General features: G+C 43.8%; 19 protein-coding genes. 9 read left to right on the top strand and 10 right to left on the bottom strand.

Going from position 1 to position 22,332, the window contains the following annotated elements; all coding sequences use genetic code 11:
* The first annotated feature begins 10 nt into the window (after positions 1-10).
* Positions 11-1,678, top strand: a complete 1,668-nt coding sequence (gene betA / locus PR799_RS02465) for a choline dehydrogenase (RefSeq protein WP_272521174.1) — start codon at positions 11-13, stop codon at positions 1,676-1,678.
* Positions 1,679-2,080: 402 nt separating this feature from the next.
* On the opposite strand, the gene cutA is transcribed toward betA, so the two are convergent.
* On the bottom strand, positions 2,081-2,428 hold the full coding sequence (gene cutA, locus PR799_RS02460; RefSeq protein ID WP_154604139.1) for a divalent-cation tolerance protein CutA: 348 nt from the start codon (positions 2,426-2,428) through the stop codon (positions 2,081-2,083).
* Positions 2,429-3,125: 697 nt separating this feature from the next.
* On the opposite strand from cutA, the gene PR799_RS02455 reads away from it, so the two are divergent.
* Both PR799_RS02455 and PR799_RS02450 read left to right on the top strand, forming a co-directional pair.
* On the top strand, positions 3,126-4,598 hold the full coding sequence (locus PR799_RS02455) for an anion permease (RefSeq protein WP_036951333.1): 1,473 nt from the start codon (positions 3,126-3,128) through the stop codon (positions 4,596-4,598).
* Between the two features lie 285 nt (positions 4,599-4,883).
* Complete coding sequence (locus tag PR799_RS02450) at positions 4,884-5,204, top strand: lipoprotein (protein ID WP_036951331.1); 321 nt, start codon at positions 4,884-4,886, stop codon at positions 5,202-5,204.
* Positions 5,205-5,294: 90 nt separating this feature from the next.
* Here the strand turns inward: PR799_RS02450 and PR799_RS02445 are convergent, their stop codons facing one another.
* Positions 5,295-6,386, bottom strand: a complete 1,092-nt coding sequence (locus PR799_RS02445; RefSeq protein WP_272521173.1) for an NADH:flavin oxidoreductase/NADH oxidase — start codon at positions 6,384-6,386, stop codon at positions 5,295-5,297.
* A gap of 608 nt (positions 6,387-6,994) precedes the next feature.
* Here PR799_RS02445 and PR799_RS02440 point away from each other — a divergent pair.
* The 4 genes from PR799_RS02440 (at position 6,995) to PR799_RS02425 (ending at position 11,502) form a co-directional block, all read left to right on the top strand.
* Positions 6,995-8,311 carry a CitMHS family transporter gene (locus tag PR799_RS02440; protein WP_272521172.1) on the top strand — a complete coding sequence of 439 codons (1,317 nt, stop codon included), beginning with the start codon at positions 6,995-6,997 and terminating at the stop codon, positions 8,309-8,311.
* A 308-nt stretch (positions 8,312-8,619) separates the two neighbouring features.
* Entirely contained in the window at positions 8,620-9,441 is an 822-nt protein-coding gene (locus tag PR799_RS02435) for a VanW family protein (protein ID WP_272521171.1), read from the top strand.
* 220 nt (positions 9,442-9,661) lie between these two features.
* Complete coding sequence (locus PR799_RS02430) at positions 9,662-10,372, top strand: RNA ligase family protein (protein WP_154628493.1); 711 nt, start codon at positions 9,662-9,664, stop codon at positions 10,370-10,372.
* Positions 10,369-11,502 (top strand): AAA family ATPase, encoded by a 1,134-nt coding sequence (locus tag PR799_RS02425; RefSeq protein WP_272521170.1) that lies wholly within the window; start codon positions 10,369-10,371, stop codon positions 11,500-11,502. Before PR799_RS02430 ends, PR799_RS02425 begins: the two co-directional genes overlap by 4 nt.
* A gap of 48 nt (positions 11,503-11,550) precedes the next feature.
* Here PR799_RS02425 and PR799_RS02420 read toward each other — a convergent pair whose 3' ends face one another.
* The 8 genes from PR799_RS02420 to citC form a co-directional block, all read right to left on the bottom strand.
* Positions 11,551-12,606 carry a 4-oxalomesaconate tautomerase gene (locus PR799_RS02420; protein WP_272521169.1) on the bottom strand — a complete coding sequence of 352 codons (1,056 nt, stop codon included), beginning with the start codon at positions 12,604-12,606 and terminating at the stop codon, positions 11,551-11,553.
* Between the two features lie 83 nt (positions 12,607-12,689).
* Positions 12,690-14,123, bottom strand: a complete 1,434-nt coding sequence (locus PR799_RS02415; protein ID WP_272521168.1) for an anion permease — start codon at positions 14,121-14,123, stop codon at positions 12,690-12,692.
* A 269-nt stretch (positions 14,124-14,392) separates the two neighbouring features.
* Positions 14,393-15,286 carry a triphosphoribosyl-dephospho-CoA synthase CitG gene (citG, locus tag PR799_RS02410; RefSeq protein WP_272521167.1) on the bottom strand — a complete coding sequence of 298 codons (894 nt, stop codon included), beginning with the start codon at positions 15,284-15,286 and terminating at the stop codon, positions 14,393-14,395.
* Positions 15,267-15,812 (bottom strand): citrate lyase holo-[acyl-carrier protein] synthase, encoded by a 546-nt coding sequence (gene citX, locus PR799_RS02405; RefSeq protein ID WP_272521166.1) that lies wholly within the window; start codon positions 15,810-15,812, stop codon positions 15,267-15,269. Before citX ends, citG begins: the two co-directional genes overlap by 20 nt.
* A gap of 3 nt (positions 15,813-15,815) precedes the next feature.
* Positions 15,816-17,342 carry a citrate lyase subunit alpha gene (gene citF / locus PR799_RS02400; RefSeq protein WP_154604125.1) on the bottom strand — a complete coding sequence of 509 codons (1,527 nt, stop codon included), beginning with the start codon at positions 17,340-17,342 and terminating at the stop codon, positions 15,816-15,818.
* Positions 17,343-17,353: 11 nt separating this feature from the next.
* Complete coding sequence (citE, locus tag PR799_RS02395) at positions 17,354-18,250, bottom strand: citrate (pro-3S)-lyase subunit beta (RefSeq protein ID WP_154628499.1); 897 nt, start codon at positions 18,248-18,250, stop codon at positions 17,354-17,356.
* The gene (gene citD / locus PR799_RS02390) at positions 18,250-18,546 is read right to left on the bottom strand and encodes a citrate lyase acyl carrier protein (RefSeq protein ID WP_036951301.1); all 297 of its coding nucleotides are present in this window, start codon (positions 18,544-18,546) and stop codon (positions 18,250-18,252) included. The genes citE and citD overlap by 1 nt, the downstream gene beginning before the upstream one ends.
* Before the next feature lie 18 nt (positions 18,547-18,564).
* Complete coding sequence (gene citC / locus PR799_RS02385; RefSeq protein ID WP_181478437.1) at positions 18,565-19,617, bottom strand: [citrate (pro-3S)-lyase] ligase; 1,053 nt, start codon at positions 19,615-19,617, stop codon at positions 18,565-18,567.
* A gap of 371 nt (positions 19,618-19,988) precedes the next feature.
* Between citC and dpiB the strand changes: the two genes are divergently transcribed.
* Together dpiB and dpiA are read left to right on the top strand one after the other, a co-directional pair.
* A complete protein-coding gene (gene dpiB / locus PR799_RS02380) occupies positions 19,989-21,626 on the top strand; it encodes a sensor histidine kinase DpiB (RefSeq protein ID WP_272521165.1) in 1,638 nt (545 codons plus the stop codon).
* The gene (dpiA, locus tag PR799_RS02375) at positions 21,619-22,299 is read left to right on the top strand and encodes a two-component response regulator DpiA (protein WP_272521164.1); all 681 of its coding nucleotides are present in this window, start codon (positions 21,619-21,621) and stop codon (positions 22,297-22,299) included. The genes dpiB and dpiA overlap by 8 nt, the downstream gene beginning before the upstream one ends.
* Positions 22,300-22,332: the final 33 nt, after the last annotated feature.

Raw genomic sequence — 22,332 nt, 5'->3', positions numbered from 1 at the left:
GGAGATAACAATGGTCTATGACTACATTATTATCGGTGCTGGTTCAGCCGGTAACGTTCTTGCTACCCGCCTGACAGAAGATACTGATGTTACTGTGCTGCTCCTTGAAGCAGGGGGACCGGATCACCGGTTCGACTTTCGCACACAAATGCCAGCGGCATTAGCTTACCCACTTCAGGGGCGCCGTTATAACTGGGCGTATGAAACAGAGCCTGAGCCCCATATGAACAACCGCCGTATGGAATGTGGACGTGGTAAAGGGCTTGGCGGCTCTTCATTGATTAACGGCATGTGTTATATCCGTGGAAATGCCATGGACTTTGATGGCTGGGCACAAGCACCAGGGCTAGAAGATTGGGCTTATGCCAATTGTTTGCCTTATTTCCGTAAAGCAGAAACCCGCGATATTGGTGGAAATGATTACCACGGCGACCAAGGTCCCGTCAGTGTGACGACGCCAAAACCCAAAAATAATGTGCTATTCCACGCGATGGTTGAAGCGGGTGTTCAAGCGGGTTATCCGAGAACAGATGATTTAAACGGTTACCAGCAAGAGGGGTTTGGTCCGATGGATCGTACGGTGACGCCTAAAGGGCGTCGAGCGAGTACAGCCAGAGGGTATCTAGACCAAGCTCGCAGCCGTAAAAACTTGACGATAGTTACCCATGCCACTACGGATACCATTGAGTTTGAAGGGAAAAAAGCGGTTTCTGTGAAGTATTATTTAGGAAACCATCAGCAAGTGCAGGTGGCGAAGGCGCGTAAAGAAATTTTGCTATGCGCTGGGGCTATCGCCTCCCCGCAAATTTTGCAGCGCTCCGGTGTCGGCCCTAAAACGGTGCTGGATCAGTTTGAGATCCCTCCCATTCAGTATCTGGAAGGTGTGGGGGAAAATTTGCAAGACCATCTGGAAATGTACTTGCAATATGAATGTAAGCAACCCGTTTCCCTGTATCCCGCATTGAAATGGTTTAATCAGCCGATGATTGGTGCGCAGTGGTTATTTAAAGGTACCGGTATTGGTGCCAGTAATCAGTTTGAAGCGGGCGGGTTTATTCGTAGCAGTGAAAAATTTGCATGGCCAAATATTCAATTTCACTTTTTGCCAGTGGCGATTAACTACAATGGCAGCAATGCGGTGAATCAGCATGGCTTTCAGGCTCATGTGGGATCTATGCGTTCGCCAAGTCGTGGCCGAGTGCAGATAAAATCTCGTGACCCGCATCAACACCCTAGCATCTTGTTCAATTACATGTCTTGTGAGCAGGATTGGGAAGAGTTTCGTGCAGCGATCCGCATCACAAGGGAAATTATGGCTCAGCCAGCGTTAGACCCGTATCGAGGCGAAGAGATCAGCCCCGGTAAGCACATTGTCACCGATGAGCAACTTGATCAGTTTGTACGAGAATGCGCGGAAACGGCGTTTCATCCTTGTGGAACGTGTAAAATGGGCTCGGATGCGATGGCGGTTGTCGATGGTGAAGGGCGTGTTCATGGGATTGATAACCTGCGAGTGATTGATGCGTCCATTATGCCGTTGATTATTACAGGCAATTTAAATGCCACAACCATTATGATTGCGGAAAAAATAGCGGACAAAATTCGCGGTCGAGAGCCTTTAGCACCCAGCCAGGCTCCCTATTTTAAAGCGGGTAGTCAGGCAGCTAGAGCAGGCTAAAACGTAGTTTATGGGTGACGTATTTTATGGGTGAGGGGACGTCCTCACCCTTTGTGCTATTTATCCACAGTTAAGTTAGGGAAATGAGCTATGACGCTTGGAGTGAATAGGGCAAGGCAAGTATTCGAAATAAGATATAAAACAGATTTATACTTTTTATTTAATAAAGGGTAGTGTATTGAATTGAAAGGTTCATATTTGGATGTGTAATCTAAAATTTAACGCTATTGGTGTCAATCTGACAAAAAAATCCTCCAAACGAAGGAGGAAAATAAATATTAAGCGAGACTACTTATATAACACTAATTTTGTATTTACCAAAGCTGACCAGCTAATAAAAATGATCATAATTGCTATATGAAAAATGAATGTAAACCGAAAATAATATGGCAAGTATGAATATTAACGGACAGAATTAACCAGCCACTGTAAATAATTATCCTCAACTTGGTTAGGGTCTAGCCGAATTAATTCAGGAATTTCATAGGGATGAATTTCCTTGATTGCATCAAATAACGCTTGTTGATTACCAATTGTACTTTTTATCAGTAATAGAATTTCATTATCTTCCGTCACATTTCCTTTCCACAAATAGACTGATTTCATTTCTGGTAATAATGAAACACAGGCAGCAAGGTGGTTATTCAACAGGTATTGTGCAATTTTTATCGCACTTTCTTGGCTATTAGTTGTGCTTAAAACGATGCAAGGTTGTTGTTGGCTCTTATAATGATTATCGTCAAATGTCATTTCAATCTCCTTTATTTAAAGGGCTTATTTAAATGAGTAGTCTGATTCATTCTAGCTTAGCTGCCCATAAGAAAACGTAGCCACATAATGATACAAATAGAGAAGTGCGTTATTAATGTGGAGGTGATTATTACTTATAACTATTATCTTATTGGGTAATGAATTGGCTGCCCATGAGATAACAATATATTTACCTTAATAGCTTAGGGCTTGAGCTAAACAATTTCATTAATCAATTAGCCTGTTTGGTTTTTATCCGCTCTAATAAACTAAAGTAAATCTATTTACAAGGTGCTTTATTGCTATTCTTGATTAATTATGAGTAATTCGATTCAGCATTAAGTTTTAGATAGGTAAATATCAATAATTATTGAATTTTTGTATATTAATTGAGTTTTGGAAAATATTCTAATATTTAATCGCTTTAATCCGATGGAAGAGTTAGTGACGTTTTTACGTATAAATGTTACTCGTTTTTATTTTGCAGCCGCTTTTAACTCACTTTAAGGGAGTGTGACTGTTTGTGAATTTCAATTACATTTTGTTACATAATAGCTTGAAATTCATATGAAACTCAGTAACCAAATGATAACGATCAATATTTTCAGATGATTATTTGCTAACATCAACTGAGAATAAAAAAATATATATTGCACTTTCTCTGTCATTCCATCTCAAAAACTGTATGGATACCCTTATGAATAAACTGACCCCGTTAAAACCGATACCCACCTTAATCGCCGTCGCGATTACGTTAATTATCTGGTTTGCTATTCCTGTTCCTGAAGGTGTTAATCCGAATGCATGGCATTTATTAGCCCTGTTTGTCGGAACTATCGCCGCGATTATCGGTAAAGCGTTACCGATTGGTGGTGTTTCTATCGTTGCGATTTCATTGGTGGCCGCGACAGGCGTCACCAATCCAGAATCGACGAAAGGCGCGATTGCAGATGCATTAAGTGGTTTTTCCAATGACCTGATTTGGCTGATTGGTATTTCCATCATGGTCTCCATGAGCTTGAATAAAACGGGGCTGGGAGCGCGTATTGGTTATTACGTTATTTCTCTGTTTGGTAAAAAAACCATTGGGATTGCATACTCATTGGCTATTGCAGAAACCATTCTTGCACCGGTGACGCCAAGTAACACCGCGCGAGGCGGGGGAATTATTCACCCGATTATGCGTTCGATTTCAGACAGTTTTGGATCTAAGGCGGAAGACGGCACTTCAGGGAAAATAGGGCGCTACCTCTCTTTAGTGAACTACAATATCAACCCAATTACCTCTGCGATGTTTATTACGGCAACAGCGCCGAACCCATTGATTGTGAGCTTAATTGTCAGTGAAGCGGGTAAAGGTAATGAGCTAACTTGGGGAATGTGGGCGATTGCGGCATTCGTACCGGCGATTGTCTCTTTGATTTTAATGCCACTGGTTATTTACTTCATGTATAAGCCAGAAATTACTTCTACACCGGATGCGCCTAATTTCGCCAAAGAGCGTTTACAACAATTAGGCCCGATTTCACTGCCAGAAATGATCACTTTAGGGGTTTTCATCCTGTTATTAATGATGTGGGCAGGGGTTCCTGAAATGCTGTTTGGTCCATCATTTAGCGTGAATGCGACGACGGCAGCCTTTATTGGTCTGAGCGTATTATTGGGCACTGGGGTGATTAACTGGGATGATGTCCTGAAAAATAAAGGGGCATGGGATACCGTTGTTTGGTTCGCCGCACTGGTGATGATGGCAAGCTTCTTGGGTAAATTAGGCCTGATTAAGTGGATGTCTGTCACAGTGGGAAGCTCCATTGATAGCATGGGAATTAGTTGGGTTTGGGGTACCTTAATTTTGGTGCTTATCTATGTTTACTCCCACTATTTCTTCGCCAGTACTACGGCGCACATTACCGCAATGTTTGGTGCGTTCTTTGCGGCGGGTCTCGCATTAGGTGCACCGCCAATGCTGTTAGGTTTAACCTTAGCATTCTCCTCATCCTTAATGATGTCATTAACTCACTACGGCACGGGTACAGCACCGATTATCTTCGGTTCGGGCTATGCCACACTGGGCGAATGGTGGAAAGCAGGCTTTGTGATGAGTGTGGTTAACTTAATTATTTGGATCAGTTTAGGGAGTATTTGGTGGAAATTCCTGGGTTACTGGTAATGCCATTGAAGATTAACTAAAAATACTTATTCATCAAAAGCCGGAATTATCTTCCGGCTTTTTTATCCTCTATAGACTGTGAGTGAAATTATATCTTACAGGGCGAAAAATCATAAAATTTAAACCTTAAATTAGTGAATTAATTGAAATAAATAGGGCAATTAAATATTCAATGGAAACAAGCTTTTTTAATTTAAAGCAGCTATGATTAATACTAAGGTATGTTGTAGGGTTTTAATGTTAACCCGATATAAACGAAGATAAACAAAGATAAATAGGTTAAAAATGAAAAAGACAGCATTAGTATTGGGTATGGCGGGTATGATGGCATTGTTGTCAGCGTGTTCAGACGAGAAAAAAGAGATTGCAGAGTATCGTTCTGAGTTCGTAAACAACTGTGTAAAAGCAGCGGGCGAATCTGATACAGAAACCGCACAAGCTATTAGCGCAATCTGTGGCTGTGCTTACGATAAAACTGTTGAAAAATATGGTTTAAAAGAATTTAAACGTTTAGACAGCGAACTGCAAAAATCACCCGCCGCTGCGCCTGAATTCCAACAAACTATGATTTCATTTGTTCAAGAGTGTGCAACTAACGCGCGTTAATTGAATAGCTTTAGTCATTGTTAAATAAAGCCACGGTGATGAAAAATCCCGTGGCTTTACTGTTTTTAGGACTGGTTTTTAAATCAACGCTTATTTAAATAGCTGCTTAAATTGATGCGGAGCACAGCGTAAATATTGTGGTGCTACATTAATTTGTTCATTGAGCACACTGGCGGCACGCCATGGCCAGCGTGGCTCGTATAAAATACCGCGACCAATCGCAATAAAGTCAGCTTGCCCTGTCGCAATAATCGCTTCTGCTTGATGAGGCTCGGTGATCAGTCCTACAGCAATCACTGGCATATCGGTATGTTCGTGAATTGCTTGTGCCAGTGGCACTTGGTAATTTGGACTGACGGGGATCTGCTGCTTATCTGACAATCCACCGGAAGATACGTGGATATAATCGCACCCTAATTCTTCTAGCACCTCAGTGAGTTCAATCGATTGTGTCAAATCCCAGCCCCCGGCGACCCAATCCGTCGCTGAAATACGGATACCGACAGCAATATTTGGACTGACTGCCGCACGCACTTCACGAAATACATCCACTAAAAATCGAGTACGGTTAGCAAAACTGCCGCCATATTCATCTTGTCGCTGATTAGCGATAGGAGATAGGAATTCATGCAGTAAATAGCCATGAGCTGCATGAATTTCAATTAAATCAAAACCCGCTTGTTCAGCGCGTTTTGCGGAATCTACAAACTGTTGGGTGATTTCGTGGATCTCATTCACTGTGAGAGCCTTCGGTGGATAGCTGCCACCAAAAGGCAGGGCGGATGGCGCGACTGTTTGCCAACCATGCTGATCTTCTGGTGCTAAGTTTTGCCCACCTTCCCACGGTAGTGCGCAGGATGCTTTTCTGCCTGCATGGGCAATTTGAATCCCTAATTTTGCATTGGCAAAACTTTTGATGTTCGTTAACAGGGTTTTAAACGCCTGCGTTTGAGCATCATTCCATAAACCTAAATCTTGGTAAGTAATTCGCCCATCGGAATTTACAGCACTAGCTTCGACAATTACAAGGGAAGCGCCGGATAAGGCAAGGTTCATATAATGAGCCTGATGCCAAGGACTGATGAGACCTTCATGTGCGGAATATTGGCACATAGGTGGCACAATAATACGGTTAGTTAGCTGAACTTGACCTAAGTTAGCTGGTGAAAATAGGTAACTCATTCCTTTTTCCTTATAACGAAACTTAAGATAATTCTGACAGTATACAAAAAAAGGAAGAGCATTCTTGTGATAAAGCGGCAAATTTAGGTATTCAAAAAAATTTTTCGTTATAAGCAAGCTGAAAAAGCAATAACGCAAAGATAATTTTGAGGAAAAGAATAAAAAGTATAAATCTCTGCTTGCTATTTTTTATTATGAATAGAAGTACGAGGGATAGAATATAGATATATAGCAATGTGCCATTTCAAATCATGATAAATACTCGCTTAGTGTATCTCTCTTTGTTAACTCCATGATAAATCAAGAGTGATAAACTTAATTCAGTTTTATGGTTTTTATGGTGCTAATAGGTTTTCACTCTGAATTTCTATTCTATTCAATGATTTTATTTACCTTGAAATCAATATTGCCGCCGCAAAAAAATAATTTTCATCTTGCAACCTATATAGGGGCTTTATATAAGCAATGATTAACCCTGCGTAATATTAGTTTTATGTAAAAAGAGCCATGGAGATGAAAATAAAATTACAACTATAAAAGTGTAGCTGATTTATTTTCAACAACGTGTATTAGCCTGTGAAAATATAATTCTAAAAAGGAAGGTCAATGTGTTAACAATTATTGGTATTTTAATCATCGTGACAATCGTCACTTTACTGATGATGGGTAAAGCTAGCCCAATTATTGCAATGTCTTGTATTCCTTTTATTGGTGCACTGCTCGCGGGATATTCCATTGGTGAAATCTCGGTCTTCTTCGAAAGCGGCATTAATAAAGTGGCAAAAGTGGCAGCGATGTTTTTGTTTGCCATTTTGTTCTTCAGCATGATGAAGGACTTACATATTTTTGACCCACTGATCCGCATGATGGTCAAAATGACCCGTGGTAATGTGATTATCGTCTGTATTATGACCACGTTGATAGCGGGGGTAGTGCACTTAGATGGCTCTGGCGCCGCAACGTTTTTAATTATTATTCCGGCATTATTACCGCTATACCGACAATTAGGTATGAGCCCATACCTAATGTTGCTGCTGATGTGCGCAAGTATGGGGATCATGAATATGGTGCCGTGGGGCGGGCCACTAGGTCGTGCGTCAGCGGTAACAGGCATTGATGCCTCTACACTATGGCAAGGCTTAATTCCCGTACAATTGATTGGTATGGGTGGCGCTGTGGTATTTGCCATCATTATGGGAATGCGTGAAAAGCGCCGTATTGCTGCGGCCGCATTAAATGGCACTACACCGTATCAAATGGATTCACTGTTAGGTGAGAGTGAACAAATCGCAGATGTGGCTGATACTGTCCATAAACCTAAAAAGCCATTAATTAATGGTGGATTAATTGTCGGGGCGATTATTTGTTTAGCATTCGGGCTACTTTCAGCACCATATGTGTTTATGATTGCGCTTTCTTTAGCATTATTAATTAACTATCCAAACCCCAAAGAGCAGATGAAGGTGCTTTCCCTACATGCACCTCAGGCGTTAGGTATGGTGGCAATTATTCTCGCCGCTGGGGCATTTTTAGGTATTTTATCTGATGGTGGAATGTTGAAATCCATTGCGATGGATCTGACATCAATTCTGCCAACGGAATGGGTATCAAAAATTCATATTTTTGTGGGTATCCTCGGCGTACCTATGGATATTTTCACCAGTACTGACGCTTACTATTTTGCATTGTTGCCAATTATTCAGCAGATTGCCGCGACGGCAGGGGTTGATCCTTCAGCGGTAGTGTACGCCATGGCGATAGGAAATAACGCGGGGACGTTTGTGAGCCCGTTCTCACCAGCCGCGTGGCTGGCGATGGGGCTGGCGGGGATTGATATGGGACGTCATTTGCGGTATTCGTTCGGGTGGATTTGGGTGTTCAGTTTTTTCACACTCGCCATCGGTGGGGTTTTAGGTCTCTATTGATCCGCTCGTCGTCTTTTGCGCTGTAGCGGTGTTGGCTTCGCTTACTAACCCTAGTCACATACTTATGTATGCTCCTAGGGATTAGCTGCACTCGCCGCCTTGCTACAGCACAAAATCCATAGAGCCAATGTTTGGGGAAACTAAGGAAAAACCTAAAATCTGGAAAGATAGAAGATAGGGAAAATAAACAGAAAGCGGTGAGAGTAAACAGTTGCTAAGTGGAACATTAATTATCGGACAGTGACTATATTGATGATGAGGGAATTATGTGAAGATGCCTTTATTATCTGAAACCTATAAGGCTCGACATGCGCAGACCACTTTCTTCCTATCATCCTATCTTGTATTGGCTGCGTGTGAATCAAAAACGGCTACTTAGGCGCTGGCATTGGGCATTTTCAGGGCGAAAATATACCCGCAATTTGGCGGAGCAACCGCTGGAATACCGTTACCATAAACACACATCACGCCTTATCCGCAAGTTGGGTCAATCAGACCTTCGATTGCAGCATAACAAAGTGATAAACCTCGGCATTGCGATTGAAACGATGAACGGCGTCACTATCGCACCGGGGGAATATTTTTCATTTTGCCGCCTTGTGGGCAAACCTACTGCCAAACGCGGATTTGTGGAAGGAATGGAGCTTTCCTACGGAGAAGCTCGCAGCGGAATTGGCGGAGGAATTTGCCAACTTAGCAATTTAATCCACTGGATGGCGCTTCATTCACCGCTGCAAGTTGTGGAGCGAGCCAACCACAGTTTTGACCCATTTCCGGATGAAGGGCGCGTACTGCCGTTTGGATCCGGTGCCGCTATTTTCTATAATTATATCGACCTTGTGTTGTATAACCCCACTCAAGCGACATTCCAGTTAGTGTTTAACATTGGCGAACACCAAATTGAAGGGGAGCTACTGTGTTCAGAGCCCCGAGAAAATAAATACCATATTTACCAACAGAACCATAAGTTTGTTCGGGAACGCGGCGTGATTTATCGTCATAATGAAATTTGGCAGCAAATCACCACCAAAGGGCAAGAGCCACTTACACTCAGCGACCGCTGTTTATATTGCAACAAAGTGGTGGTGAAGTACCCACTGGATGAATCTCAATTGAGTGATGCGGGTTAATACGAGCATAATTAGGAATATGTTACTGGCTTTTACCTAATTAATTCGTTTAGAATCCCCCTCAACTAAGTTATTTCTTGCTGTTTTTCTGATAAAACACCCAAAATGAGGCCGTCTCGCGGACTAGATATGTAATACCAACACTTGATTTCTCAATTATCGCAGAGGCAAATCTTGCACAAGATTTGTTGTGTTTTGTTATTTCTGTAGAGAAAGCATAATGAATATGCAATCAAGGAAGTATGGTAGAACGTATCACTATCCGTTCTCACCGGGCACCACCAGCGACGATCGTATTAATAGCGATTGGTGGGCGCATATCCAAAATATTGAACAACTGGTTCATACTGAAAAACTCGATGGTGAAAATAATTGTCTGAATCGTCACGGCGTATTTGCTCGCTCCCATGGCGCTCCGACTCAGTCGGCATGGTCGCAACAAATTCGTCAACGTTGGCAATTAATTAAAGATGACCTGGGTGATATCGAATTGTTTGGCGAAAATCTGTATGCCGTGCATTCCATCGAATACCAACATATCGAAGATTATTTTTACGTGTTCGCCGTACGCCAAGGGGATTATTGGCTCAGTTGGGATGAAGTGAAGTTTTACGCCTCACTGTTTGATTTTCCGACCGTACCCGAGCTTCATTTGGCTATCGACAAAACGCTCACTGCCCAGCAATACAGCAGCGGGTTAATCGCCGCGGCAGAGAAAGATAGCCAATTTATTGCACGGGATACCCATACCGGAAAACCGTGCAGCATGGAAGGCATTGTAACGCGCAATCGCCAAGGTTTTGCCGTGGATGATTTTATGCAGCATGTTTTTAAATATGTGCGTAAAAACCATGTCAAAACCGATATCCACTGGAAGCGAAATTGGCAGCGCGCGAAATTAGCGTTTGAGATGCAAGGAGGTGACCAATGAGTTGGCAACTGACAAAACGGCGTGAATGGTCGCAACTTGCTGATCAGTTTGAATTTGTGCGTGATATGCATGGTGTTCCCCAAGATGCGCTGCACCATGCGGAAGGGGATGTGGCCATTCATACCCAAATGGTATTAGCGGCGCTGGAAGCGTTACCGGAATATCAGCAATTGCCCGAAGCGCATCAGCAGATTGTCTGGACAGCGGCGCTTTTGCATGATGTGGAAAAACGTAGCACCACACGAGAAGAAGAGGGGCGGATTCGCTCACCAGGGCATGCAAAAAAAGGCGAGTTATCCGCTCGCAACATTCTGTTTCGTGAAGTGGAAACGCCATTTGCTATCCGCGAACAAATTGCCGCATTAGTGCGCTTTCACGGTTTACCGTTATGGTTGATGGATAAGCCTGACCCAGAGCGAGCCTTATACGCCGCCTCATTACGGGTCGAAATGTCCTTGTTGTGTATGTTAGCGAAAGCAGATGCTATTGGGCGTGAATGCGAAGACAAAGCGGATTTATTAGCGCGCATCGAGCTATTTGAACTGTTTTGCCGTGAACATGATTGTTGGGATCAGCCGAAAGCTTTCGCGTCATTGGCGGGACGCTTTCACTATTTCTACACTCAACGCGGCACACCGGATTATCAACCGTTTGATGAAGACGGTAGCGAAGTGATTATGCTATGTGGCTTGCCGGGAATGGGGAAAGACCATTTTATTCAACAACATTACCCTCAAACACCGATGGTATGCTTGGATGAAATTCGCCGAATGCATAAAATCAGCCCAGCGGATAAAAATGCCCAAGGTTGGGTCGCGCAGCAAGCGAAAGAGCAGGCGAAAGTCTATTTGCGTAGCAAACAGGATTTCATCTGGAATGCGACCTCGCTAAGTGCCTCATTACGCGAAAGCATGATCAGCTTATTTGCCCGCTACCAAGCTAAGGTGCATTTGATTTATCTGGAAGTGCCGTACAAGCAGTGGCAGCAGCAAAATCGCCAGCGCAAGTATGCGGTACCGGAAAATGTGATGGAAAGAATGGCGGGGAAACTGGAAATACCGACCCCTGATGAAGCTCATCAAGTTTCCTATTTTATCAATGGTGAATTTTTGAGTGAGCGGGTGAAGTAAGTTTTATCATCCTGCCTCTGTCAAAGAGGCAGGACAATCAGTTCGCCATCAAGGCACAAAAACCTTCCCTTCAAATAATTTTCTGGCCGTGCGGATAATCGAGGCTTGTAGGCCTTCAGGCTTATCCGTCGGGTTACTTAACGTTACCTCAAATTTACCACTAAGATGTTCAATGGCAATTTTCTGCATATCCACATTTCCTTGAAGATAACGCTCGATAACGGTGCCTGAAATCACGCAGCCTGTGGCAATGGCAATCGCGCCCGTTACTGCTAGCGCACCATGGCATTTATGGGGCATAAAATAGCGCACATTAATGGTGCCGCCGTGAATAGCAGGAGAGACCAAAATCGGTTTAGGGATCACTTTTTTACTGACATCGCCTAACCCCATCAGTACGCCAGCCTGCAGGCGAAGGTGCTCCAGCTTTTGCATAAACTCGCTATCGCCTTCAAGTTGCTCCGCCGTTTCATACCCCGTTTTATTCAGTTGTGGGGCATCGATAAGCACCACAGGCGTCGCCATATCGAGGCAAGAAACTTCAACACCATCAATGAGATCAACCATATTTCCGGTAGGAAAAAGTTTCCCTGTTTTGGTTCCACTGGCATTAAGAAAAGTTAAACCAACAGGGGCAGCCTGACCGGGAACACCCGCAATAGTTGCATTACCGTTATATTCCACTTGCCCACTAGGGGTTTGAATGGTGGCGTTGATAAAGGTATTGGTGTTGACGTTACGCACCCTGACGGTGGTCACATCTCCGGTGATAGGTACTAACCCTTTTTCTAACGAGAATGACCCGACCGCACACAGAATATTACCGCAGTTAGGGGCAGTATCGACGATGCGCTCAGTAATGGCGACTTGTGCAAAAAGGTAGTCAACATCTGCATCTGGGTGTGTCGATGGGCTAATAATGGCCACTTTACTGGTTTGCGGGCTACCGCCACCAATACCATCGATTTGTAAAGGATGACCGGAGCCCATAATCGCTAAGATCAGTTCATCACGTTGTTGAATGTCGGTCGGGAGATCATTCGCGAGGAGAAAGACACCTTTTGATGTGCCTCCGCGCATTAATGTACAAGGAATTTGTTTCATCACGCGTCCTTTTTGAACGCCTTACCGTAAGAAAAATGGAGTGCGTTATATTGCACTCCATCTTTTTTATGGGGTAAGGGCGATTAGATTAAGCCCATATTGATAAGAATTTCCCACCAACCTAAACCAATAGTCATGTGAACTAATAAGCTGAGGAATGCGATAATCCCACCAATGATCCACCAAGAACGAATATCGTTATAGCCTGCACCGAAGACGATTGGGGCTGCCGCGCCTCCGTAATGGGTTAAGCTGCCGCCGTAAGCGTTAGAGAACAGTAGGCCCAGCGCTAACAGCATCGGCGGTGCGCCTGCGACCATACCAACGGTGGCAAAAACAGGTACCATCGCCGCCACATAGGCACCACCAGAGGCGAACAGGTAGCGAATAGCGACACTGATAAACATGATGACAAAGAACGCTAACATCGCTTGGTCACCGAAGGAGAGGTGTTCGCTCATCACATCGGCTAACCATTTGAAGAAGCCTGCTTTGGTGAGCACACCGGACATACCGATAATACCACCGTACCAAATCAGAGTGTTCCAGCCACCTTTGTTCTTCAGTACATCATCCCAAGTGACGACACCGAGGATCAGTGTTAATGCCATGACCGCAATGGCGACACTTGAGGCGCTCACACCGATTTTATCTGCGAATATCCAGCCTGATAACGCTAGCACAAAGATAATGCTGAGCAGTTTTTCACGCATGGTCATTGGACCTAAATCGGCTAAACCTTTTGCTGCGATCTCTTTGTTATTCACCTTTTTCAATTCAGGTGGATACAGTTTGTAGATAATCAACGGAGTGAGGATCAACATGATTAAGCCCGGCACGGCAGCGGCTAATGCCCAGCCACCCCAACTTAAATGGATACCCATAATGTCGGTCATCATCGCTAATGCTAGCGCGTTTGGTGCCATAGCTGTTAAGAACATATAGCTGGTGGTTTTGGTCACCATATACACGTTTACCAGCAAGTAGTGGCCTGCTTTACGGGGACTTTTTTCAGGATCAGACCCTAATGCAACCGCCACACTGTTGATGATAGGGAAGACGATCCCACCAGCACGCGCGGTATTTGATGGCGTTGCTGGCGCAATAATCAAGTCAAGGATAGCGGTGACATAACCCAGTCCAAGAGTGGTGCCACCTAATTTTCCAATCAGGATATAGGAGAGGCGCTTACCCAAACCGGTTATGACGAACGCGGCACTCAAGGTGAACGCGGCGAAAACTAACCACGTTGTACCGGATGAGTAACCACTTAGAACTTCGCCAACTTTGACGTCTTTAGTGCCTGTTACACCGATGATCACCGCACTGGCAGCAATCGTGGCTAACAAGATCACAGGCTCGGAATAAGGTTTTAATACCAGCCCCACAATGGCGGCAAGGTACAGACCAAATAACAGCCATGCAATACTCGGTAGCCCAGCGGGCGTCGGTATTAAGGCAATGATTATTGGAATGGCTATTAAAACTAATAGCTTCCATATTTTATCTTTTTGCATAGGCTAATCCTTCAAGAATATAAACTTTAAATTTCTTAAATCACATAAAACGAATATCTAAAATGTGTGGAAACCTATTTCTGGATATAGCGGTATCTTGAATAGTGTTATTTTTTTAATAAAACTATTGGTTAACGCTTATTAACAGAAATGTTATTAATGATTGAAAAGCAAAATCAGTTTTTATTTAAAAATTATTTTCTCTGGTTTTAATTAATCAATTTTATGATGTTTGTTCCTTTGTTAATGAATATTTAAGTTATTTTTATTTATGAAGCTAAATAAGCACTCGTAGGTAATCGCGCAAAAAACCACGTTAGAATTAATAAATCTGCACTGCCTCCGGGGCTTAAATTCTTTTCAATACACTGCAAGTCAAATTGTTGGACTTTGCTAAAATCCTGCTCGTCTTGGATCCCTTGCTGCAATAGGTTGCTTGCTTGTTGTTTTACCCACTGAAGCCCCGCTATGCCACCGCGATTGGCGATGTTGGTATCGTCATTGAGGCTCATCAGCAAAATCAGCGTATCGAGTAGGGCGATATCAGCCTGTTTACCCTCTGCCAGTTGTTTCAAATAATGGGGCAGTGAATGGGCTATCACCAATTGATAACCTTGTTCTGCTTCCCCTCGGGCGCCAGTGAATCCATATTGTTGGAATAAACGCTGCCCTGCTGTTGGGTGCTCCGCAGGCTGTTGCAGCTCAGCGGTTAATCCTTGGCACATGCCAGAAACGACGTGGCTAATTGCGCTGGGCGTAACTCGTTGCTGTAACCCGAATAAACGCCCCACCGCAGTGAGCACTAAACCTAATGAAAAAATTGAGCCTTTGTGGGTGTTTACGCCTTGGGTGGCGCGAAACATCGCTTTTTCACAATCGATACCGATACCGCGAATTTGGCGAAGTAGCTGGTTAATCGGTAATTGATAATGTTCATAACCTGCATGCAAAAATAGCGGAAAGAATTTTGCAATCGCATTGGCACTTAAATGAAAATCGGTCAGTGCCATATCTTTATGGGCACCAGTGTTGCATTTATCCACCAAGCCTGGTTTAGGGGTTAAGTTGACTTCAGCAAGCATCGCTTGCCAAGCCAGTTGGCTATAGTGATTTACCACGTCATCATTTAGCGTACGTTGCTGGCTAATTTTTTGCTGGAGCATAGGCTAACTCCTCAATACGACGCAAAATGTCTTCAAGGGAATGGCTGCGTTGGCGCGCGCACACCTTGGCTTCATTGTCACAAATCAAGCAGCGCCTAGTCGGTAAATTGAATTGGCTGCGAGAATATAAAACACCATTTGCATCAAAAACATCAAAGTCCCAAAGTCGGCCGACGGGGGATAATTCTTCCGCTTCCATTAAGGCTTTTTTGACCTCAAAGGCATCGGCATTGACGGCGACTAAACATTCCGGTCCGGTAGTGAAAGGGAATGATTGTTGTGATAAAAGTACCCACTGCCTGCATGAAGCAACTTGCTTAAGCGCATTTAAGCCTTGATTAAAAATGTCTCTGACCAGTTGATTGTCTTTAACCGGTCCCGGAAAAACGACAGTAAATGAAATCAAGGTTACCTGATGGAGACCAATCCACTCTTGCTGACGAGCCTGACGGGCATCACGGCTCGCCAGCAAGTCAGGTAAGGAAATGTCAAATTGCTCTTGGGTATCAGGCAGTGGGTAAAACATGTTCTACTCCTTCACTTGATGGACAACATCAATCACAGAACCGTCACGATAACGCACCACCGCCACTACTTTATCGGTAAACTCGATAGGGTTTGGTGTGCCCGTTAATAATTGGGCGCGTTCACGTAACCATTGAATAGAAACGGTTTTGATGCCTTGGCTTTCCAGTTGTTGCTTCAGCTCAGGGCGTGCTGGGTTAACAGCAATACCATGGTCAGTCACCAAAATATCGACGCTAGAACCCGGTGTAACGCAAGTCAGTACATCGTCCACCAACGTTGGGATGCGACCGCGCACTAATGGTGCGACGATGATAGACAGTTTTGCCGCCACCGCCGTGTCACTATGCCCACCGGATGCGCCACGAATAACCCCATCGGAGCCGGTTAACACATTGACATTAAAGCGAGTATCAATCTCTAAGGCACTGAGCACCACCACATCGAGCATATCCACCGAGGCGCCTTTAGAATCAAAGCAAGCATATTGGTTGGCACTGATTTCAATGTGATTTGGATTACGTGCGAGCGATTCTGCCGCTGCACGGTCAAAGCTTTGCACATCGAGTAACTTCTTAATTAAGCCTTTTTCATGAAGGTCTACGATGGTGGAGGTGATCCCGCCTAACGCGAAGCCTGCATGAATATGATGACGGCGCATTTTATCTTCGAGGAAGCGAGTAACCGCCAGTGAAGCCCCGCCAGTACCGGTTTGCAGTGAAAACCCTTCTTTGAAGAATCCTGATTTTTCAATCACATCAGCGGCGGTACGCGCTATCAATAACTCACGCGGATTGGAGGTCATGCGAGTGGCATCAGCACCAATTTTGTCGGCATCCCCGACACGTTTGACTTTGACAATGTAGTCCACTTCATCTTGCTTAATGCTCGATGGGTTATGTGGGTAAGGCAGAAATTCTTCGGTCAACATGACCACTTTTTTGGCATTTTCCGCATCGATTTTGGCATAACCGAGTGAACCGCAGCTCGCGTTACCCGTGTATCCGTTCGCATTGCCGTATTCGTCGCAAGACGGAACGCCGATAAATGCCACGTCGATTTTTAATTCGCCGCTATGAACAAGGTTGGCGCGTCCACCATGGGAGTGAACTTGTACAGGTTCTGCTAATTCGCCACGAGAAATGGCTTCGGCTAATGGACCGCGTAAGCCAGAGGTGTAAATCTTAGTGACGACGCCGTGGCGAATATGTTCAACCAGTGGCGAGTGGCAAGCGCTGAGTGAGCTGGATGCTAAGGTGAGGTTGCGAAAGCCCATTTCGGCAATCACTTGCATCACCATGTTGATGGTTAAGTCACCGCCACGGAAAGCGTGGTGGAAAGAGATGGTCATGCCATCTTTTAATCCTGAACGGCGGATAGCCACTTGCAGGTCATCACACAGTTTGCGGTTGCGTGGTTTTTGAACTTGCTGTTGAACTTTACCGATGTCTTTGAATTCACGCAGTAATGCATCGTCTTTAGGTGCTAAGTAGGCTGATACGCGAGCCTGACGCAATGTATTGGTTGTCATAATATTCTGCCTCACTCTTCCCGAATGCCTGATAATGCCGCGCGTGATAACACTAAGCGGGCTCTTTCAATTACAGGGCTGTCTACCATTTTACCGTTGAGGGAAACGACGCCTTTGCCTTCTCGCTCTGCGGCATCAGCGGCGTCCACGACACGCTGTGCATGGTCGACTTCTTTTTGGGTTGGGGCATACAAGTTATGCAGTAACTCAATTTGTCTTGGGTTAATTAATGATTTGCCATCAAAACCAAGCTGCTTAATGAGAGCGGCTTCTTTGAGGAAGCCTTCTTCATTGTTGGCGTCAGAATAGACGGTATCAAAGGCTTGAATACCGGCAGAACGCGCAGCTTGTAAAATGGCGCACCGAGCATAGAGGAGTTCAACGCCTTCTGGAGACCGCTCGGTGCGCAAATTGCGGACATAGTCCTCGGCACCTAATGCGATGCCTATTAATCTTGGAGAAGCGTGAGCAATATTGACGACTTGGGTGATCCCCATCGGGGATTCGATAGCCGCGAGTAACCCGGTGCTACCTTCTTCACGCCCACAGCTTTTTTCAATGCGTAGAATTTCGTTTTCAATATCAATAATATCTTGTGCGGTATCGGTTTTTGGTAAGCGCACAATGTCGGCACCACCACGAACGACGGCTTCGAGGTCAGCAACCCCATAAGCGGAGTCGAGGGCGTTAACGCGTACGATGGTTTCAATATCTTGATATAACGGGTGTTGCAGTGTGTGATACACCAGACGACGCGCCGTGTCTTTTTCTCGAATGGTGACAGAGTCTTCGAGGTCAAACATCAGGGCATCTGCTTTATAAATAAAGGAGTTACTGAGCATCGCGGCATTGGAGCCTGGGACGAACAGCATACTTCTGCGAGTGCGGCTTTTTCTTTCCGGTGTCATTATTTATCCTCCCATGGCAGAGCATCGAGATCACAGGCGCGAGCCAGTAAGGCTTCGAGGCGAGCACGTAGTACGCACTCCAATGCACCTTTGTCATCCACCACAATTTCAGCGCCTTGAATATCGTATTTTTCAATCATTTCAAGCACGATGGCATTGATGGCATCACCAAATTGTTTTTCAACACTGCTGGTGATCTGCAATGAGACCTCGAGAGTGTCTTCAAGAGGCTCGATTCGTACCATGACATCACTGGATTCGAGTGTGCCGGCAACCGCTGCGTGTAGTATCTTCATATTTCACCTATAACTAATTCAAGCTTGTAGTGCGGGGGTAGGCGACGGTGTCTGCGCTGCTAGCATCTCTTGTAAATAATGATACGTGGCAGGAGGCACAATCGGCTTGATCGCCGCAAGATCTTTTTTAGCGAGCAGTTTTCGAACTTGCGAGGCGGAAACCGCCGTGCCGTCGATCACTGTCCGCGGGAATTCGACCAGTTCAATGGGTGGGAATGGCATTTCATCGGTTTCCAGCCAGTAGCGCATGTCTTGGTTATATTGGTTAGTGACTTGGCAAAATGGCTCTGAGCCGACGAAACGATGGGTAATTCCCAATGCCGGAGCAATATATTGGCGAAAAATCTTAATATCGATTTCTGTATAACAGTTGTTGGCGACAGTAATGTCTTTAATAAAATAACAAGGGAAGGTTGCCCGTGAAATAATGTATTCCGAACCTTTATGGATAGTGAGATTATTAATTCCTTTTGTGCCTTCTTCAATTAATTTCAGGCGAACTTTATACGGAAAACGGGAAGTATCTTCTTTGACAACAAATAAATGTAGCCAATCACAGTTCTTTGAAGCTTGTTCAATTAAGTAACGATGCCCTAATGTGAATGGGTTAGCATTCATCACGATAGCACCAATTTTTTTCCCCGCTTTATATTGGGCTTTTAAACTTTTAATATAGCGATTTAAATAACAGCAGCTATTCTCCATTAAAACCATCACATTGGGCACAGTGGCAATGGTATGAAACCCACATTGATGAAATAGCTCTTCATTTTGGTATTTGGTATAGATAAATAGGTGAGTGGTATTATTTTCATAAGCGAGGTTCACCAATTCAGTCGCTAATTTTAAAGCTAAACCTTCACCACGAACTTCATCGCTAATAGCAACGCATTTAATGACATTCTTCGCGAGACCACCACAGGCAATTAACTTTTCGTTACGTGTGATCGTAATAAAGACGTCAACGCTGGCATCAATGTCTAAATCATTCTCTTTTAAAAACTGAGTGATATCATTGAGTTTTCTGTTCTCATGACGTTTTACTTGGTTAAACGTTATGTTGTCGAACATAATGGTATCCTGCATCTCATTTAGAGATGTATTAAAAATGTTGCTAATGTTAAAGTTAATTAAATAAATATTTTTGGCTTACCGTTAATTACCTAAGTTCTCAATTTTTATTTAATTATCCTTTTCAATATTCATATTAAATACCCTGCATATAATATATTTGACCTATTTCATGTTTCTAAAATGAGTTTGTATTTGTTTAATGGTTTTAATGTTTTTAATTGAGAGTTATGAATTTTACTCAGTGGTTTTAATGTTTTTAATTAATATTATGTGCATTACTAAGCGGACTACGTTATCTTTTATCTTCGTTATTGGTATTTTGACGTGTAACAATAATTTTACTTTTTAGCGAGTTATAGAGAGACGAGATGAAAACAGAGTTTTCACAGATCCCATTTAAAAAAGGGAATATTTTTTCATTCTCTGGAAGAGTCTTTCTTCTATTGTTACTGGCTTCCGTGTTATTGACGTTTGGGTTAGGTAAATATTTTACGGATACCACAGAAAACCGCATGATGGCGAACATTCGCGTGCTAGCAATGAGCCAAGCAAAAATGATCGCTTCATTGGATGGCATCGTCAGTTCTGTAAAAGATAAAGATATTCCTAAGCTAAAAGTTATTGCCGATAAGCTCAATCAAGATTCCAGCTATGACTATGTCGTTATTGGCGATGAACATTCCGTTCGTTTATATCATCCGAATAGTGAAAAGATTGGCTACCCAATGCAATGGAATAAACCGGGGGCGCTAGAAAATGGCGAAAGCTATTTTATTAAAGGCGAAGGCTCCATGGGGAATGCGGTACGTGCAAAAACGCCTATTTTTGATGAGAACGGTAAAGTCATTGGCGTTGTTTCCATCGGTTATCTCACTACCAAAATAGATACCTCATTAGCGGAGGTATTTGTACAAACGTCCGCAACATTTTTAGGGGTGTTGGTGATTTTGTTATTTCTCTCTTGGGCATTCGCCCGATTAATTCAGCGGCAAATGCTCGGCATGGAACCCGAAGAAATAACCCAATTAGTGTTGGTGCAAAAGGGGATTTTTGATGCGATGTTTGAAGGCATTATTGCCGTTGACCGTTATGGGAAAATTATCAATATCAACCATAATGCCAGAAAAATGTTAGCGCTGAGTGAGTCGGCAAAACAGTTAATCGGTAAACCGATTTCTGACTATGTTTCTCCTGCAGGCTTTTTCACGAAAGAAATTGCGAAAAATCATCATGATATAGTTTGCGAATTCAATGGGTTGAATGTGATAGCTAGCCGAGTTGCTATTATGGATGGTGAGTTGCTGGCGGGCGCGGTGATCAGCTTCCGTAGCCAAAATGATATTGAATCCTTAAATGCGCAGCTTTCTCAAGTTCGCCAATATGTGGATAATTTGCGTACATTGCGCCACGAACACTTAAATTGGATTTCTACATTAAGCGGCCTGCTGCAAATGAAAGAGTACGACCAAGCCTTAGCGTTAATTAAGGGGGAGTCGGAATCTCGGCAGCAATTAATAGATTCCCTGCGAGAACAATTTGCAGATAAACAAGTGGCCGGATTGTTATTTGGTAAATATCACCGTGCGCGAGAACTGGGGCTGCAGCTTATTTTTGTGCCAGGTTGCCAACTCCGTGAATTACCTAACTCATTAAATAGCACGGAACTCTGTGCTGTATTAGGAAATTTATTAGATAATGCCTTCGAAGCCAGCTTAAAGAACGAAGCGGGTAATAAACAGGTAGAATTGTATATCTCAGATGAAAATAATGAGATTGTGATTGAAGTTGCTGATCAAGGATGTGGTTTTCCCCTTGAGCTGCAAGATAAATGGTTTGAACGCGGAACAACAACAAAAACGGATGCTGTCGATGGACATGGGATAGGGCTATTTTTGGTGGCTTCCTATGTTAATCGATGTAATGGGGCGGTGATCATTGAAGATAATCAACCGTATGGTACTGTATTCTCTATTTTTATACCGAAAGTGAAGACGCAAAATGGCTAAGATAAAAATCCTCATTGTCGAAGATGAACTGCTCCTTGCGGAGATGCACGCGGAGTACATTAAAGCTTATCCTGCTTGTGACAAAGTCTGGCTTGCGGGCAATCTTGCAGAAGCAAGAAAAATGATTGAGTACATGAAGCCTGACTTGATTTTGTTGGATAACTATTTACCTGACGGGAAAGGGATTGATTTAGTTCATGAACTGCTTCAGGAACGCAATGGTGCGGATATTGTGTTTACCACCGCCGCCAGTGATATGGAGACAGTCTCTGAGGCTATTCGCCTCGGTGTATTTGATTATTTGGTTAAGCCGATAGCGTATGAGCGTTTAGGGCAAACGCTAGATCGCTATATTCAGCGTAAAGCGGTTTTGCAGGGCGCCAATAAAACCAATCAAAGCCAGATTGATGATATGTTTAATACTTATGCCCGCGGTGAGAGTAAGGAAGAGCTACCGACGGGAATTGATGCCATTACGCTTGATAAAGTGCTCGCGTTATTTGCGATACCCGATGCGGAATATACGGCAGAGACGATTGCAGAAACGATAAAATTAAGCCGCACTACTGCCCGCCGTTATTTAGAGTATTGTTTAGCCCAACGTAAGATTGAAGCAGAAATTGAATACGGCAAAGTCGGGCGCCCCCAGCGGATATATCGGGGTAGTCATTAGTTGCTGAAGGTAGACGATTGAAGTCTGCGTGAA

This window comes from Providencia sp. PROV202 (assembly GCF_028479565.1).
Taxonomy (GTDB): Bacteria; Pseudomonadota; Gammaproteobacteria; order Enterobacterales; family Enterobacteriaceae; genus Providencia; species Providencia zhijiangensis.
Note: the sequence above shows the minus strand (reverse complement) of the source record. Positions and strands in the feature narration are given on the sequence as shown.